This window comes from Allobosea sp. 10L422, from assembly GCF_056395345.1.
The window spans coordinates 153,297-168,908 of record NZ_JBFTJI010000010.1; the positions used below are offsets into that span (position 1 = coordinate 153,297).

14 protein-coding genes and 1 pseudogene are annotated in these 15,612 nt (G+C 58.5%); 5 read left to right on the forward strand and 10 right to left on the reverse strand.

The genetic code is table 11. The features are described from left to right. Positions 1-237: 237 nt before the first annotated feature. From AC1DEZ_RS19560 to AC1DEZ_RS19605, 10 genes and pseudogenes are all read right to left on the reverse strand, one after another. A complete protein-coding gene (locus tag AC1DEZ_RS19560) occupies positions 238-1,851 on the reverse strand; it encodes a TniQ family protein (protein ID WP_476780489.1) in 1,614 nt (537 codons plus the stop codon). Continuing rightward, positions 1,848-2,909 (reverse strand): TniB family NTP-binding protein, encoded by a 1,062-nt coding sequence (locus AC1DEZ_RS19565; RefSeq protein ID WP_476780490.1) that lies wholly within the window; start codon positions 2,907-2,909, stop codon positions 1,848-1,850. Before AC1DEZ_RS19565 ends, AC1DEZ_RS19560 begins: the two co-directional genes overlap by 4 nt. A gap of 3 nt (positions 2,910-2,912) precedes the next feature. Further along, positions 2,913-5,021, reverse strand: coding sequence for a Mu transposase C-terminal domain-containing protein (locus AC1DEZ_RS19570; RefSeq protein WP_476780491.1), 2,109 nt, complete (start codon positions 5,019-5,021; stop codon positions 2,913-2,915). 15 nt (positions 5,022-5,036) lie between these two features. Next, positions 5,037-5,696, reverse strand: coding sequence for a TnsA endonuclease N-terminal domain-containing protein (locus AC1DEZ_RS19575; protein WP_476780492.1), 660 nt, complete (start codon positions 5,694-5,696; stop codon positions 5,037-5,039). A 521-nt stretch (positions 5,697-6,217) separates the two neighbouring features. Then, positions 6,218-6,565, reverse strand: coding sequence for a DUF6634 family protein (locus AC1DEZ_RS19580; RefSeq protein ID WP_476780493.1), 348 nt, complete (start codon positions 6,563-6,565; stop codon positions 6,218-6,220). Between the two features lie 82 nt (positions 6,566-6,647). After that, positions 6,648-6,866 (reverse strand): hypothetical protein, encoded by a 219-nt coding sequence (locus AC1DEZ_RS19585; protein WP_476780494.1) that lies wholly within the window; start codon positions 6,864-6,866, stop codon positions 6,648-6,650. Then, complete coding sequence (locus tag AC1DEZ_RS19590) at positions 6,863-8,968, reverse strand: AAA family ATPase (RefSeq protein WP_476780495.1); 2,106 nt, start codon at positions 8,966-8,968, stop codon at positions 6,863-6,865. The genes AC1DEZ_RS19585 and AC1DEZ_RS19590 overlap by 4 nt, the downstream gene beginning before the upstream one ends. Before the next feature lie 543 nt (positions 8,969-9,511). Further along, entirely contained in the window at positions 9,512-9,991 is a 480-nt protein-coding gene (locus AC1DEZ_RS19595; RefSeq protein ID WP_476780496.1) for a helix-turn-helix domain-containing protein, read from the reverse strand. Between the two features lie 247 nt (positions 9,992-10,238). Beyond that, positions 10,239-10,355, reverse strand: a pseudogene (locus AC1DEZ_RS19600) (non-homologous end-joining DNA ligase); the annotation flags it as partial. Positions 10,356-10,540: 185 nt separating this feature from the next. After that, positions 10,541-10,900 (reverse strand): hypothetical protein, encoded by a 360-nt coding sequence (locus AC1DEZ_RS19605; RefSeq protein WP_476780497.1) that lies wholly within the window; start codon positions 10,898-10,900, stop codon positions 10,541-10,543. A 69-nt stretch (positions 10,901-10,969) separates the two neighbouring features. Between AC1DEZ_RS19605 and AC1DEZ_RS19610 the strand changes: the two genes are divergently transcribed. The 5 genes from AC1DEZ_RS19610 (at position 10,970) to AC1DEZ_RS19630 (ending at position 15,611) form a co-directional block, all read left to right on the forward strand. Next, positions 10,970-11,443: an Lrp/AsnC family transcriptional regulator gene (locus tag AC1DEZ_RS19610; RefSeq protein WP_476780498.1), complete on the forward strand. Its 474-nt coding sequence runs from the start codon at positions 10,970-10,972 to the stop codon at positions 11,441-11,443. A gap of 25 nt (positions 11,444-11,468) precedes the next feature. Beyond that, on the forward strand, positions 11,469-12,434 hold the full coding sequence (locus AC1DEZ_RS19615) for a LysR family transcriptional regulator (protein ID WP_476780499.1): 966 nt from the start codon (positions 11,469-11,471) through the stop codon (positions 12,432-12,434). Positions 12,435-12,631: 197 nt separating this feature from the next. Further along, entirely contained in the window at positions 12,632-13,504 is an 873-nt protein-coding gene (locus tag AC1DEZ_RS19620; protein WP_476780550.1) for an amidohydrolase family protein, read from the forward strand. Further along, positions 13,504-14,217: a 4-carboxy-4-hydroxy-2-oxoadipate aldolase/oxaloacetate decarboxylase gene (locus AC1DEZ_RS19625; protein WP_476780500.1), complete on the forward strand. Its 714-nt coding sequence runs from the start codon at positions 13,504-13,506 to the stop codon at positions 14,215-14,217. Before AC1DEZ_RS19620 ends, AC1DEZ_RS19625 begins: the two co-directional genes overlap by 1 nt. 32 nt (positions 14,218-14,249) lie before the next feature. After that, positions 14,250-15,611 (forward strand): NtaA/DmoA family FMN-dependent monooxygenase, encoded by a 1,362-nt coding sequence (locus AC1DEZ_RS19630; RefSeq protein ID WP_476780501.1) that lies wholly within the window; start codon positions 14,250-14,252, stop codon positions 15,609-15,611. Position 15,612 lies beyond the last annotated feature (1 nt).

The window sequence follows — 15,612 nt, forward strand, 5'->3', positions numbered from 1 at the left end:
GAACCGCAGCTTTCCTCTGTGGATACGACGAAATCGTCACGGCGTCGGCGTTCGGCATCACAACACCTCATCGCTACACAACCCAACATCTTCACGCTAACATCTGACCGCTGGAAAGCGAGTCTCCTGTTTCGAACGGAGGCATAGAGGCTTCGGGCCCAAACAGTGCAGATGGCGGCTGAATTTGCGTCTGCCGCACTCGTTCCTCTGCATTTGAAGCGCCAGCTATGTTCCGGCCTAGGCAGCCGATTGGGTGGCGTTGTCGTCGAAATCGATTTTCATTTGCCTCATGCGCTGAAACTGGAACATACCCTGCAGGAGATAGCTCTCTCCCTCTTCAACGTACCAACGCCTGAATGTTCGGGTGGCATCGCGCGAGATGGCAAACTGTGCCAGCCCCGACTTGCCTTGGAGGCGTCCGGCTAGTTGCGAATGGCCGATGAGGATGCTCATGCACAACATGTCCAGGGGGGCGGCGTAGGTCCGAGCTGCCTGTTGTAGCGGAAGAGCATCGTCAGGGCAGGCGTCCAATTCCGGCGTGTCCCTTCCGAGCAGTTCGAGAAATTTCTCAACGTCCTCGCGACGGAAAGCGTACTCATGCCGGTCACAACCCCCTTTTACGACAGGAGAGAAGAAGCCGCGCTCAATAAAGCGTCTAACCATCAGATGACCAGTGCCCAGAATGCCCCTGACCTCGGCGTAGTTGCATCGTTCCTCAAGCACGCTGCGCAAGTCTGAAATCACTGCAGGCTCTAATCGAAAAGGTACCCCTTGCCGCGGCAAGCTCCGATCTTTGCCAAATTGCCTCAATATGCGCCGCATCGTTGTCTTTCCTTGGCGGCATTCGAGTGCGGCTTCGCTCAAATTCATGTAAAAATCCTCTATCTCGACGTTCTGCCGCGACGGAGGGTCCCAAGAAATGCGGTCGACCGTTTCTTGAGCGACTTTCTCGAAAATCGATGCGATTGAAGGGGAGTATTTCTCTCCGCCTTTTCCGTTTAGCCAATGATAAAACCAGCCAAATGAGCGCCCTCGGCTCGGGTTAAATGCATCCTTGTCGGGGGCCGATTCCATGAATGAATCAAAAATCCCACGAAGGCATTTGTCTAAAATGCCGTTCTGCAAAATAAAGTGTCCCAACGCTCGGCAATGCTGTGTTTCAGCAGCCGAAAGTTGAGGCCAATTGAGCGAATATCCTTTGAGAAATAGCGCTCCGACCTTGACGGTCGTGTCCACGGCCTCGTCAAGCGGGAGCGCATCCAGTACCGGAGATACCTCTTTTCCGCATACTCCAAGTCGACCAAGGAAGTATCGGTTAGCCTGCAGCATATACGAGTTCGGCGGCTCAATTTTCTCCACCGTATTCTCCGACCCGGGATCGTCGCAGCGTAGGCAATTGCCGACTGCGCTGTCGCTCCACGATAGGCGACCTCCATGTTCGCAGGAGCACCTATCGGTCAGCATTACCTCGTGGTGCGGGCAGCAATCGATGAAGTCGATGTCCCACCAGAACCGATGATAGGGCGACGATTCTATGCACTGGTGACAAACTCTGCGGGCGCCTGCCATCAGATCACGAAGACCAATTTGCTCCCCGCGGATTGTGACTTTTTCACCTGCTGAGAACGCGAATGAATTCTCAAGGAGCTCCGCTTCGTCCGCGCGAATAAGGGCGGCCAGCTTACCTACGTTTTCGCCACGCCTGAGGCTTGCAAGCGAGAAACCCAAGGCCTTTGAAACGTCGTAGCCATTAATCTCGATAAGGCGCAGGAATAGCCCATGGGCAGGTTCCTCCTGCTTCGGCTTGTCCCAGAGGGGGACGCCAAGAACATCAATATCCGGTATGTTCATTTCGTGAAGTCCGGTTCAGGAATCCTACGCCCCCGCCGGCGGGTTTCCATGGCATCCTGAGCGTTCTTGGCTTCGAGCTTGGCTCGAATGATTGCGAATTGCTCTGGATTAAACTCTTCAACGAAGAATGGATTCTCATCGTCGGTAATATCGCTGATGTTCTTGTATGCTTCGCCCAGCAGGGCTTGGGTAAGACGGGCTACGCCGCGGTCGATGGCTAGTTCCGTAGCGGTGAGAGCGATGTGTGTGATCCGCCCGATATAACCGGCCCCTGCGCCATGCAGTCTCAGTGCCATCTCGGGTCGATCCAGTTCGGACGGTAAGTCGAACGGTAAAGCCCCCTCCAATGCCTTGCAGAACTGCATGAAATCGCCGGCTTGCGTGTGAACGTTGTCGCGAAACGGCGGGATTTCGTACTGCCCAATACAACGACGGCCGATCTGCTCCGTGGACGTTAGAATTTCGGTCGTATGAGGCAATCCAAGGCAGACAACCTGCACCCTAGCCTTGATCAGGAGCATCTTCAGCAGGTCAGCTGCCTCGCCCGCGGTGGCGCTCCGGTGACCGTCGATGATGTGATGGGTCTCGTCAAAGATGATGAGCTTGACCTGCTGCGCGTTGAGGTGACGCATGGCCAACGCCATTAGTTCGGTTTCGGTTGCGGTCCTTTTAGGCCTTATGCCGAGGGCAAAAAGGAGATCGAAGTACAGCCCCTTGCGGGTGACACGGGGGGCAGCAAAGACTTTAACAACAGGACGTATGAAGCCGGTCTCTGTTTCCTTGATAAGGCCCCACCGGCCCTTCTCGTCGGGGTTTGTCTCCGCGATGTATTCTGCCCCCAGATCCTGGGCTGTGACAGCAAGAAAATCGTCCGCTACCGTGGTCTTTCCCGCGCCAGACTCTCCGACTACGAACGCGCAAGTTCCCTCGGGGCGCGTTTTCCAGTTTTTGTAGGTCCGACTGATAAGGTCGGTCGCCTCTTGGAATGGCTTAGTAACCACCAGCATGTTGCTAATCGACAAAAGTCGATCTTCGCGCGAGGCATCTGATTTCGGCATCGTTCACTTTCCCGTAATTCGCGTTCGCACCACTAATTTGTGTGTGGTGTCTTCATCTGGATCATTCGTTCTAGCCATGGACAATGCCGCCAGGAGCGCTCGGTCAGACTGTTCTTTATGGGCATCCTCTGCGGATTGCCGCTGGGCTCGCGGAAGCTTCTGATTGGACTGCGGAGGGGCGCCTTCCCCATGGATATGCCCACCGATACCGAGCTCGCTCGCGTCTAAGTCGACCCGCTCCGGGGCAAGGTGCGCTGAGGGCTTCCTGCCATCCTTCATGAACCGGCCGACGTTTTTGGTGGCTTTTGACTTCTTTCTCTCTTTCACCAGCTTTTTAACGAAGTCGAAAAGCTCGCGCCGCGCCCGCGAAATTGCATCTCGCTGCTTTTCATCGGCCTCGCGAATTTCATCCGCGCGCTTCTTGATGACTTCCCACTGATGGAGAGTGACGTCGTCGTCATAAGCGCCGTCGAGCTGCCCCGCGACCCACTTTCTGTTCATGGGATCAAAAACGTAGATCTCTCGGATGGCGAGCGGATCGAGCCTGACCCGGACATCGAGGTTCGCGCCTAGTCGGTTGCGCAAGGCCGAGAACTCTTTCGAGTTCCAACGCAGATTCTTGAAGCGGATCCCTTGCCTATCAAGCGTTCGTGGGACGACAACGCCTGTTAGCGGTGCGAGAAGTTCGCGGGGCGGCGGTAGCTTGACGCCGCATGCACTCATGCCGCGTCTCCATCGTTCCATTGGAGCTTCACCCGTGGCTGAGTGCTGTTCCTGGTGATAGATATCGACGATCCACTTGGTTACGATCCAATTGACCTCGTTTAGCGACAAGATTGCCTCTTCCCCGGAATTGTAACCCTTACGCTGGATGACGTTCGAAAAGGTCGTCCCGGGAAGTGTATGGATAACCTCATGCTCCAACTTCCCGAACCAACGCTCGATCTTGCCCTTGAGCTGCGGTCGCCTGCGAGGAAGCGGTACTAGGGTCATATTCAGAGCGGCTTCGGTGGCCCGCATTGATTCCGAGAGAAAATCCTTCCCGCCGTCGGTGAACAGCTTGTCAGGAACGCCTTGGCAGTCCCATGTTTCGTTGATGCCGCCCAAATCCTGGAGAGCTTGGTCCTTAGGCATGACGGCGTGTTGCAAGGCCATCATCGTGCTGGTCCAAGATGGCGGGTGAAAGGTCAGCGAGAAGCCGAGGATGCATCGGCTGTATCGGTCAATGAGAGCGCTTAACCAAGGTCGACCGAGCAGGACCTCGTCCTCGACGACTTGAACATCGAGTGGTGTGTGATCGATTTCGACCTCGGCGAGCGGATAATCGCCTTGGGGTCCGATGCCGACTGCGGCAAGGATACGATCAGCGTCCTCGCGAGAATACCGACGGCTGAGCAGATCATATTGCTCCCGGCGCTTGAGCGCCTTGCTGATGGCATTCTTGCCGACGATATTCTTCTGGCCGAGGTCTGGAACAACAAGCCCGTCGCGCGTTGCACGCGCCCGAATACGATCGGTGGCGCGCCGGCGCGTTTCGGCTTCCGATCCACGAGTACCTACGGCATAGACCTCGTCGATCGCGCGATTGATCTCTTCTTCCATCCATTTCGGACGGCGTTGCTCCCGACGGCCCTTCTTGAAGTTGAGCGCAACCAGCACTCTGATGTCCCGCCCGGCTATCACCCAATTGCGGTACCATTCCCGGACGCTTCTGGGCGACGGAGTCCCGCCGTTGAACGACCTGGTGCGGGCGACCTCCGCGATGACGTCCTTAATGACGGCCTTTTTGGATCGGTCTCTTTCGACCACCTTATCCAAAGCTGCGACTAACCGCTGGCGCTCTTCCGCGATTTGCCGCTCCGCAGCGGTGAAGGTTCCCCAGTCCGTCTCCAGGAGTTCCCGACGGTCTTCCTCGATCGCTCGGAAAGAAGCCTCGCTGGTTAGGCGCGACTCCCGCGCCATGCGAAGCTGCGCGGCGTTGGGCAACCTGATCTGGTGACCGGTCGCTTTCTCGGTAAAGACGCGACCATGTTCCTCGATTGGCCCGACGATGAACGCGCGGCCATCGATCCGAACAGGTGCGCCGGACTGCATACGCAGTGCAATGTCCATCATACACCCATGAAATCAGAGGGGACGAAACGTCGATGCGCGAGAAAAGCGCGATCGCCGATCCAACTGGGCATGGCCCAGCCAATCCATAGCGACGGCCATGGCGAAGCCATCGACATCAGGGCCGATTTCTTCCTGGAAGGCGTCGATTGTGTGCTGATTGAGTTTTAGCAGAGCCATTCGTCCGCGCAGGACGAGAGCCGGATTGTTCCGAAGAGGCGAGTGACGGCAGAGCAATTTTGCGTTGTAGAGGGCTGGCTGAACCCGAATCTCCGCCTCAGACAGAAGTCGAAACTTGAAGCCCTTTCGTTCCGTGGCGTCCTGGAGGGCTCTGAAGCGGTGAATAGCATCAGCACGGGCGAGCGGGTCCGCGGGATAGAGGCGCTCTAACGTCTTCACTTCGACGAGTTCGGGCCGGACGCCGGTTCGCTCGACAAGAAAATCGGGCGTCCAATTCCGGAACTTGCCGTCGTGCCGATACTCCACTTTGAATGGCTGGCTTTCGACGTTCGTGATGGCCCGATCGAACGCATCGAGCATCATCAGCGCATCGAGTTCCAGCAAGGACTCGCATTGCACGAGTTTGCCTCCCGATCTTCCGACCGGATGCTCGCCGCGGTATCCATCGCGGCTGTAAGGAATGACATTCCTTTTTCTAGCAGATTTTTTAGCCACGCGTTTCACCCGCGCCATTTGTAGGGTAATTACGTTACGTCATCGCTGATTGGGGTTGATTGCTGAAGCAGTCTTTGGATTTATCGGCTCATCATGAAGCGGATAAATTTCGCATCAGCGTGTGAGTGGCCGAAATCGGTCTGGTATTTCGGAGTTGAGCGCCATTTGTATTCAAGATCGGCTCCCGTTCTTTTGATAGTTGCCTATCATCTCGAATGTGCCGGAATCCTTAATGGCGTCGCTGCAACTTGCGAGCGAGCGACGCGAGTCAAAGGTATCGTTTCGCATTCCTTACAGCTGCGGCTCGATAGCCGGTTGGGCCAGGCAACCGCGTCCGGTCTGCAGCGTGGCCAACGTAGGAAAAATCAGGGTGTTCGGTGATGGGTGCATCGCGCATCCAAGGACTGAGAGCCGGATCCCTCAAACAAGGAAGGCGCAAGGGAGCAATTCATCGACCCGGCGCTCGGCGCTATATTGCGACGAGAACAAGCTATGACAGCCGCGTCGATGGGCTCTGCGCTTCAGGGTTCGAGGCCGCCGTCTAGGTTTGAATCGTCAGATCGACATGAGGGGTCAAGCGATAGCGCTGCCGGCTCGCCCAAGCGATACCAGCGGCTCAACGTGCGCGCGATCTGACGATCCTTGCTGACCCAAAGGACTGGGCTCGTGACGATATGTCTATTGCCCAGGATCGGATGCCCGACAGCTTCACCCCAAAAGACGGTTTGGTTCGTGTTGGGCTGGATGCCAATGATCCAGTTGTCGAGGGATACCGCGTCCGCCAGATCCAGGGCAGAAGGCCTCCACCCCTGCTCCAGCCGCTCTAGATCGGCGCTAGCCAACTTGATGCGTTCAACCAGTTCCTGCATGGCCTCACCCTTCGCTGCGATAAAGGCAGGCAGGACCCGTCCGGCCGAGACCGGACCGATCCGTTCGTGCGGCGGGATACTGTCAGGGGCTGACTAAAGGCTCACCGAGGTTCGCATCGCGTCGCATTCGCTCGAAGTCAGCGCGGCGCTGCACGACAGTCGCAAGCGCGCGAATCGCCTGGTGAGGCTCAACACCGAGTGTGCCGGCGAGGTCGTGCGTGGCCTCCAGGAGGCGCCCCTCGATCTCAGAGAGAGATCTGGACTTCCGATCTTTGCGCGCGGTGTGATTAGCTTCGGTCATGCGAATTCCTCTTCGGCTTCGTTCAAGTCGATAGGCGCGACGCAGACGATCGAACGGATCTCATCGCCCGACAGATATCCCTCCTGATTGAGCGCGTTCGCGAGCGCCTCTAGCCGGCCGCGCTTTTGATCGAGCGTGAGCGACGCTTTAGCCTCAGCGTCCTTGAGCTGCAGATTGACGGCTAGATGCAGCGCCGGGGCGTAGACGAGCTCCTTGATATCCCCGATGTAAGCTTCGCCTGAGTGCCCGAGCCCGCACTGGGCCTCAATCAGCAACGCGAGCGCTGTTGCACGGCCAAGATCCGATTCACGGGCCATTCCGGCCCCGGCGCCGACATCTCCGAGGATCAAGCGTTCCGCGGCCCTACCAGCCATGAGGACCGCCATCTCCGTCAACAGCCGCTCGTAGGTCGAAGACCCCGAGAGATCGCTTCGGAACTCCATAAAGCCGCCGGCAGGATGGATCGAGACCCCACCAACATGCCCGGCCTCCAGGGCGATCGCAGCAAGTGCGTGCCCCGCCTCATGGACCGCGATGCGCCACCTGGCCTCCGGCGACAATGCAGGAACATCGCCATTCCGCACGGCCAAAAGATCATCGATCGTAAGCTCGCGACGAGCGCGTCGGGCAGTGCCCTTTGCACGCCGAACCACAGCCTCGACGTCGGCCCCAGTCGCTCCGCGTGAGGCCATAGCCAGAGGAACGAGGTCCGCATCCTTCAAGGTCTGCGAGCCTAGATAGAAGCGGAATATCTCAACCAGCTCGCGCGTATCAGGCTTCTCGATCTGGATTTCCCGATCAAGTCGGCCAGCGCGTTTGACGGCCGCGTCAATGCGGTCCGGGTGGTTGGTCGCGGCGACGACAACAACCCCAGCGCGCTCCTCGATCGCGGCCAGCTGCTCCAGCAGCAGATTCACGATCTGGGTCCAATATTCGATGTAGTCCCCGCCAAGCTTCGCGCGATCCGAAATTCCGTCCACCTCATCGATGAACAGGATGCAGGGAGCTTGGCGGCGAGCTCGTGAGAACGCGTCCCGGATCGCCTGCAGCGTGCCCGAAAGGTATGAAGCGGAATTCCATTCCGCGACCGAGGTCGAGACAAGCGGCACCCGCGCTGTCTTCGCCAGAGCCCGCGCAAACTGCGTTTTGCCCGTTCCTGGCGGACCGGAGAGCAAGAGGCCCTTGTGATCGACGTCTGCCCAACTGAGGCGACCGGCACGGTATTCCGTCAGGTCGTCGGCCAGCTGAAGCCCCCAATCCTTGGCTGCGCCATAGCCGGTGAGCTCTTCAAGCGACGGGCCTTCGAAGAGATAATCGCCGCGCTTCCTCACAACATCTTCGATGGCGGAGAGGCATTCGTCTCCCCGCAGGCCGAACCTGAACGCCAGCGGGAGATCGTCGATGTCCAGCATGCGAACGAGGTTCGGATCCATCGCGCGCGTCGGCGCGAGGCCCGTGACAGCTTCAACGATCAAGGCAACGCCTGCCTGGTCGAGCGAGGGCAGCGTGAGCTTGAAAGCGGCCGTTCGGATCAGAGCTTGAGGCAGGTGTCGCAAGGGATCGGGAGCGATTCCCATGATGGGAATCCGATACTGCAGCGCTGAGGTGACCTCCCTGCTCCCCTTGTCGCGACGATCTGGCTTGGCGGTGCCGTCGCGAACCAGCAGAATCCCCCGCGTCTGAGGACTCACCAACGTCGAGCTCTCAACATCCAAAACGCGTGAGTGCTGGGGGAGCACGCATTCCTGCGCGACTTCCTTTGCCGTCTCGGCCAGGTTGGGGCTGTGTATGGTCATGACGACGACGGGAGCGTCACGGCGGAGCTGTCCTGCCAGACCAGGCTCTGCTTCGATCGCCCGAGCCATCAAGATCGCCACGGCTGCCAGATCCGGCCGGAGACGGGCGCTGGCGGTGTCCCGCGCGTAGTCCTCGAGGTCGTCGATCAGACGCTCTAACGCTGCGTCTGAGTACGCCCCAGGGAGCATCGGCCTGGTCTTCGCTCCTGCCTCCCGGGCGAGGATATCGAGATAGGCGCGCGCTAGCAGGTCGGGGGGCATCGGGGCGAGTTTCTTCGCTCCGGTGATCGGCTTTCTTTGCGGCATGAAAGCTCCCAAGGAATCGGACGACATCGCAACGGAGCGCGATCAGGGATAGGCCTCGGCGGAGATTTGGTCGGTACGCTGTGGAGAGCCGACGACGGCTCAGGAGCATCAGGCCTGATTGGCTAGCTGCAAGAGAACGCCAGGGTCGCAGGAGAGGTCGTCGAATTCCTCGTCCAGCAAGGCGGAGGCCGGATCATCTCCGAAAGGGCACATGTGCGAGCGCACAGCCATAGGACGGGCCCTGGTATGGATGTCGACGATACGGCTTATGCCCGCCGCAGATGTGTAGAATCCTCGATAGGCCAAGCCGAAGTGTCTCTGGATTGCCATTTGCGGCTCCATGATTGACGACAACGAGATGCGCCAGGCGCACGGGCAGTTTTGCGTTTGACTGGAAGAGGGCGGGAAACCGGCCAGGATATGGGAGGCCGCCTACGATCCTCGGCACTCTCTGCCGCTGGTCGCGATCAACTCGGGTCGCCATTGCCCAAGCTGAACGTTAACTAATATATCTCAGATATAAAAAATTCGCTACAATTTGACTCAATTATGGTTAACGGGGCCGCTTTTTGCCGGCTGATGGGATGGGGCGGCAGAGGCCGGCTTCGCTTTGTAAACGATCACACCGACAACGTTCTCTCCGTAGACGAACTGCGCACCCGCACGCTCCAGCGCTCGCCTCATTCTTAAATTGAGAGCCGCCTTGGGACGAGCATACCCGTTTTCAAAGTCGTTTATGGTCTTGCGCGACACTTTCGCGTTTTGCCACAACCAAGCTTGAGTGACATCCAGAAGGGCCCGTGCTGCTTGGCACACGCAGCCTGCAAGCTGGCGATCAGGGGGCATTGGGAGAAAGCCGGTCGCCGTCAGTGGCGGTGGCTGCCCATCGCCAAAATGAAAGAGTCTGATACCGCTGCTGTAATTCCATTCGTTGGTACAAGGATCCTGATCAAGATTCTGCGCTAGCGAAGCCGTGGGGCGAGCCCCTTTCTGAACGCGCTTTGATGCTATCGGATCAGACATCGACACCTGCGGGCGACCGCCACTTCGCCAAACTCAGCCCGGCTGATCCTTGGCACTGGGCAAGATTCCTCTATCGATTCTAGGATTGCAATATCAGTCCTTCGAGCCGGGGCGACATCATCAACAACCGTTCTCCGCCTTCGACGAGACCGGCGGCCCCGCACGCGTGCCGCGCCTCGACCAGGTGGACGCTATCGGATTGATCTCAGCGAAGCGGCTTCGGCTTGATAGCGAGCACGTTTCGGATATCCATCTGCTTGCGCAGAGCGGACCCGCTGGTGTGATTCAAGCCAGTGCCGACCCAGCCGACGTAGGCCAACTCATCGCCCCTGCGTGCAGCGAGAAGCAGTCGCCCTATAGCAAGGCGAGCGCCGGCCGAATTCGGTGACCCACGCTTTGAGTTGACGTGCAAACCCACTAGCCGCGGGAAAAACAGCGCCGCTGCCGTGCAGTATATTGCAGGCGTCCAGCGGCCATGAGGCGTTCGGATTTCTCGCGATCGAGGCTGGCTATTAACGCGCGCTGCGAAGCTTTCATGAAGCTGCAGGCTCACGCCGCTGCAGCCTGATCGATGGCGCTGTGCGTCACGCTCTCGATACCAGGCAGAAGGCTGATGCGCTCGATGAATGTCGCTACCGAAAGTTGCCCACGCGGCAAGAATTGAATGCTGACATGGGCGGCGTCTCCAAACTGCGCCTCAACTGAGGCTCGGCATAGCTGAAATCCCATCTTACGCATCGCGTCCAGAACACGAGGAAGGTCGTTTAGAGGATCGCTCGACGCAAACTCAGCTCGGTACATACGCGCTTCTCCCACTGTGGCGGCATCATAGTGGGGATCCGACAAAACATGTTCCGGAAAAAGTCGGTGCTGTCGCGGATTTTCAAGCAATCGTTTTGTCAGTGGCATCGATTTCCATACAATGCTCGGCCAATGATGCGAGAGTCCGCATAGGCGATTTGTGCGAGAGAGGGTTACGTGAGACGAGAAATTGATTCCATCGATCGAAAAATTCTGAGGGAATTGCTGGGAAATGCGAAGCTGACGAGCAGCCAACTTTCGGAAAAGGTTCACCTGTCGGCCAGTCAGTGCTGGCAGAGGGTCAAGCGACTTGAGGAAGATGGATACATCCAGGGATACGCGGCCATCCTGGACCAATCGCTGCTTGGGCTTTCCGAGACCGTCATAATCGAGGTGAACCTGGAGCACCACGACGATGACGTTCTGGCGCGCTTCGGCGCTGCTCTCTCCGAGTTCCCAGAAGTTCTGGAGGCTTATCTGACCACCGGGGAGTACGACTACTTCATCAAAGTCGCTGTTAGCGGGACGCGCGGGTATGAGGAGTTCTTGCGCGACAAGCTCTACAAAATTCCCGGCGTCAGACATACGAGGTCGTGTTTTGCGCTGCGGTGTCTGAAGCGCAGCTTGTCGGTCGTGCCCGACGGCAAGTGAAGACCGCGGTCAAAGGGAGTGCGATATGCTCGACTCACTCACGCTAGATCAACTTCGGATTTTCCTGACTGTCGCGGAAACGGGTAGCTTTTCAGCCACCGCGCGGCGTCTCGGCCGAGTGCAATCAGGAATCAGTCAATCGATCAGATCAATGGAAGAGGCGCTACGTTTGGAGCTATTCGAGCGATCAGGACGGGCGCCCCAGATTACAGCCGCCGGAGCTGCGCTGCTTCGCGATGCGAGCGACATCGTGGGAGATGTCGAAGCGCTGAAGAAGCGTGCTGAAACGCTAGCGGAGGGGCTGCCCGCGCAATTAGCGTTAGCCGTAGATCAGGTTTTTCCGAGTGAGCTCCTGATGGAAGGCCTACGATCATTCAGCGAGAGGTTCCCCCGAGTCCCGGTGGCGCTATTTACAGAGGGGCTTGGTGCCACAGAACAAAGACTGCGCAACGATCAGGCGCGGCTCGCAATCTATTCGCCGCTCTTATCGGACTCGAAGGACTTGAGGGTTGAGTTCCTCGCGAAGGTGCGGATCGTACCGGTCGTCGCCAGCTCGCATCCGCTCGCAAAAAAGGATGGGCCGATCAGCCGGAAGGAGCTCCGCCGGCATGTTCAGCTCATGCTCACCGATCGCGCTCAAGCCGTCATGGGGTTAGTGTTGAGTTCTCGGTATTGGATGTTTGCCGACCAACACAGCAGACTTGAATATGTTCAGAGCGGTTTTGGGTGGTCGTTCGCTCCGCTTCATTTTGTTAAAAATCAGGTTGAGCGCGGTGATCTTAAAGTATTGAATCTTGAGGTTTCTAGTGGAATGGCCTTTAGTTTACCGCTCTACTTCGTTCATCTGCAAAGTCAGCCCATGGACCGACTCAGCGAATGGCTCATCGGCTACCTTCGCAGCCGGATCACACACTATCGTGATGTCTTCATTCAACCAGAAGATGACGTAAAATCAATACCTTACCCGCTAGAGGCAATGATCCAAGCATAAGGAGCTATCGCATAATGTGTTAGGTCCAATCATAATATAGCGCATTCACCCGATACCTTCCCCATGCCAAGCTGCTTGCAGTTGGTAGCGCCAGTCGCTGGTACCCAACCCATCGCTCCCGCGTCCGCTTCGGCGGAATGACGAGGCGGCGAGGACCAGAAGCCGCTGGTGAGGCGGGAGGAAATAGTTTGAACGAGATGCTCCAGGCGGAGTCGGACGGCCTGCGGATTCCGCGTTTTCAATTGCCGGCAGGCACGGTAGATTCTCACATTCACGTATTTGGGCCGGTCAGCCGGTATCCATACGATCCGGCACGCGGCTTCACACCCGACGACGCGCTCCCAAGCACGATTGCAGAGGTTTTTCGCCAAGCGGGTGTCGACCGTGCGGTTTTAGTCCAGCCAAGCGTCTACGGGACCGATAATCGACGACACCTTGATGCACTTGGCGAACTTCCGATTCCGACGAGGCTGATCGCGGTTATCGATACCGATGTGTCCGACTCGGAGCTGGTCAAGCTACAAGCTCAAAATGCCTGCGGAATCCGGCGAATCCTTCCGCAACAGTTGTCCCTCGATAACCTTGCTGATCTAGAACGCTTGGCCGCGCGCATTTCCGAGCTCGGCTGGCATCTTCAGCTGCTTGCAAAGCCGGAGCATTTGATTGAGCACGAAGAGTTGCTCGGAAGGCTCCGCAGCCCGGTCGTATTCGATCACCTCGCTCTTATTGATCCCGCTGCTGGCGTTTCGCAGGCAGCGTTTCAAACATTGCTGCGCCTGCTTCGGGGCGGGCGCTGCTATGTGAAGGTTTCCGGATTCTATCGAGTTTCGAAGCAAGCCGCGCCCTATTCCGATCTGAAGCCATTCGTGACTTCCTTGATGAACTTGGCTCCCGATCGGGCCGTTTGGGGAAGCGACTGGCCCCACCCTGCGTTCTCCGGTCCGCTTCCGGCATACGCCGAGCTCCTCGATCCTCTGCTGGACTGGGTTCCCGAGGTGGATAAGCGTCGGCAACTCTTGGTCACAAATCCGGCCGCGCTCTACGGCTTCGAAGCGGTCGAGGGCGTGTGATGCAGCCAACCGTCTATACCCGCATCCCACGCTGTCCCCAGTCTCTGATTGAAGAGATCCGGCAGTTTCCTGTTTCGGACCTGCACGAAGCAATGGGCGCCATGGACGGGCGGGCCCATTTGATGACCCCCCGGATGCGTCCGATCGCCAATGGCCAGCGGATCGTCGGCCCAGCTGTGACGTCCAACAACTATCCTGGCGACAATCTCATGATCCATGCTGCGCTGAACGTCGCGCAGCGTGGCGATGTACTCGTTCTCAGCAATGGCGGTCTTCCGCAAGGCGCTCTTTGGGGCGATGTAGCGGCGACCTTCGCAGCTGAGAAAGGGATCGAAGGCATCGTCGTCGACGGCCCGGTCCGCGACACCGCTGCTCTCAGAGAAATGGGTTGTTCGGTCTGGTCGACAATCGTTTCCCCTTCTCATCCGGAGAAGCGCGGCCCCGGCGCCGTCAATATCCCCGTGGTGTGCGACGGGGTGCGGGTCGTGCCCGGTGATATCATCGTTGCGGACGACGATGCCGTGCTGGTCATCCCCGTAACTTTGGCGGCTGACGCAGTTCGCCTCGCTCGAAAGCGCAATGAGACGGAGGTTGATGTCCGCCGTCAGATTCGATCCGGCCGTTCGCTGTTTGAAATCCTCAACATGCAGAAGACGCTCGACGCTGCGGGTGTGCGGATCGTCGATGCGGAATGGTCGGCCGGAAACGGCTGAGATCAGCAGACAAGGACACGGGACACGCCGCCATGTCACACATGCATCTCGTTCACATGTTCTTTCCTTCACCGATCACGCATACCGCGCTGAGCTGGGCGAGCGAGGACGACCATCAGCTCGAAGGACTGGGTGATTTCGCCTACTGGCAGCATATCGCCCGCACGCTGGAGCGCGGACGGTTCGATGCCGCTTTCTTTGCGGATACGCCGGCCGCATCCGATCAGTTCCGGGACAGCCAAGATACACCACTGCGTTACGGAGTCGTTTGGCCAACGCACGACCCAATGCCGATCGTGGCTGCTATGGCCGCAGCAACGGAGCGCCTCGGTATCGGCGTGACGCTGTCCGTCAACGGCACGCCGCCGTACCTGGCTCACCGACGGATTTCCTCACTCGATTATCTGAGCCGCGGGCGTGTCGCCTGGAATGTCGTGACCGGTCATATGCGAGCGGAGCATCGTGCCATTGGCCAGGCGCTGATGGAGCACGACGAGCGATACGACTTCGCCGATGAGTTCATGGACGTGTGCTATGCGCTTTGGGATAGTTTTGCCCCGGGCGCGCTGCCGATGGATAAGAAGTCCGGCATCATGGCAGTGCCTGAAAAAGTCAGGCGTATTGACCATCAGGGGAAGTACTTCCGCTGCCAGGCCGTCTCCTCGACATTGCCGTCGCCACAGGGCAATCGGCCGGTGATTTTTCAGGCCGGCTCCTCAGGGCGAGGTATGCAATTTGCTCTGAAGCACGCTGACGCCATCTTTGCCATCCAGCCGCATCTGGCAGCAATGAAGGCTTTTCGCTCGCGTTTCGACGACGGCGCCCGTGCCGCCGGTCGTGATCCGGTCGGCATCCTCTTCGGCACCCAGTATGTCATCGGCAGCACCGATGAAGAAGCCCAAAAGCGCCTGGAGCGGCTCCGCGAACGTGTTCCGCTGGAGGCAGGTCTCAGCCGTCTCTCCGCGCCGCTCGGTATCGATTGCAGCAAGCTCGATCCGGATCAGCCGCTGGAAGAGGTCCCGACCCAGGCCTCGCGCGGAATGATGGAGGCGATGAACCAGATCGGTGGAGACAAGGGCAAGAAGGTGACCGTCCGCGAAGCGGCCATTCAGATGGGCCTGACGGTCGGCCTGCCCCAGATCGTGGGTTCTCCGGAACGGATCGCCGATGAGCTTGAGCGTTACTGGCGTGAAAGCGGCGGGTTGGGTTTCAACCTCAGCGCCCCGACCAAACCCGGTATGATCGAGGAGTTCGTCGACCACGTAGTCCCGATCCTGCAAGCGCGCGGGCTGGTGCGTCGAGATTATGCCGGCGCCACCTTGCGCGAGCATCTGCAGGAAGCGCCGGCTAGCAAGGAAGGCGCTGGGTTGGAGGCGATGACCGCCGCGCAGTAAT

Excerpts from the sequence above, each read along its gene's own strand:
- AC1DEZ_RS19560 (WP_476780489.1), bottom strand. The coding sequence starts at position 1,851 with ATGAACATACCGGATATTGATGTTCTTGGCGTCCCCCTCTGGGACAAG.
- AC1DEZ_RS19565 (WP_476780490.1), bottom strand. The coding sequence starts at position 2,909 with ATGCCGAAATCAGATGCCTCGCGCGAAGATCGACTTTTGTCGATTAGC.
- AC1DEZ_RS19570 (WP_476780491.1), bottom strand. The coding sequence starts at position 5,021 with ATGGACATTGCACTGCGTATGCAGTCCGGCGCACCTGTTCGGATCGAT.
- AC1DEZ_RS19580 (WP_476780493.1), bottom strand. The coding sequence starts at position 6,565 with ATGCAGGAACTGGTTGAACGCATCAAGTTGGCTAGCGCCGATCTAGAG.
- AC1DEZ_RS19585 (WP_476780494.1), bottom strand. The coding sequence starts at position 6,866 with ATGACCGAAGCTAATCACACCGCGCGCAAAGATCGGAAGTCCAGATCT.
- AC1DEZ_RS19590 (WP_476780495.1), bottom strand. The coding sequence starts at position 8,968 with ATGCCGCAAAGAAAGCCGATCACCGGAGCGAAGAAACTCGCCCCGATG.
- AC1DEZ_RS19595 (WP_476780496.1), bottom strand. The coding sequence starts at position 9,991 with ATGTCTGATCCGATAGCATCAAAGCGCGTTCAGAAAGGGGCTCGCCCC.
- AC1DEZ_RS19605 (WP_476780497.1), bottom strand. The coding sequence starts at position 10,900 with ATGCCACTGACAAAACGATTGCTTGAAAATCCGCGACAGCACCGACTT.
- AC1DEZ_RS19615 (WP_476780499.1), top strand. The coding sequence starts at position 11,469 with ATGCTCGACTCACTCACGCTAGATCAACTTCGGATTTTCCTGACTGTC.
- AC1DEZ_RS19620 (WP_476780550.1), top strand. The coding sequence starts at position 12,632 with ATGCTCCAGGCGGAGTCGGACGGCCTGCGGATTCCGCGTTTTCAATTG.
- AC1DEZ_RS19625 (WP_476780500.1), top strand. The coding sequence starts at position 13,504 with ATGCAGCCAACCGTCTATACCCGCATCCCACGCTGTCCCCAGTCTCTG.
- AC1DEZ_RS19630 (WP_476780501.1), top strand. The coding sequence starts at position 14,250 with ATGTCACACATGCATCTCGTTCACATGTTCTTTCCTTCACCGATCACG.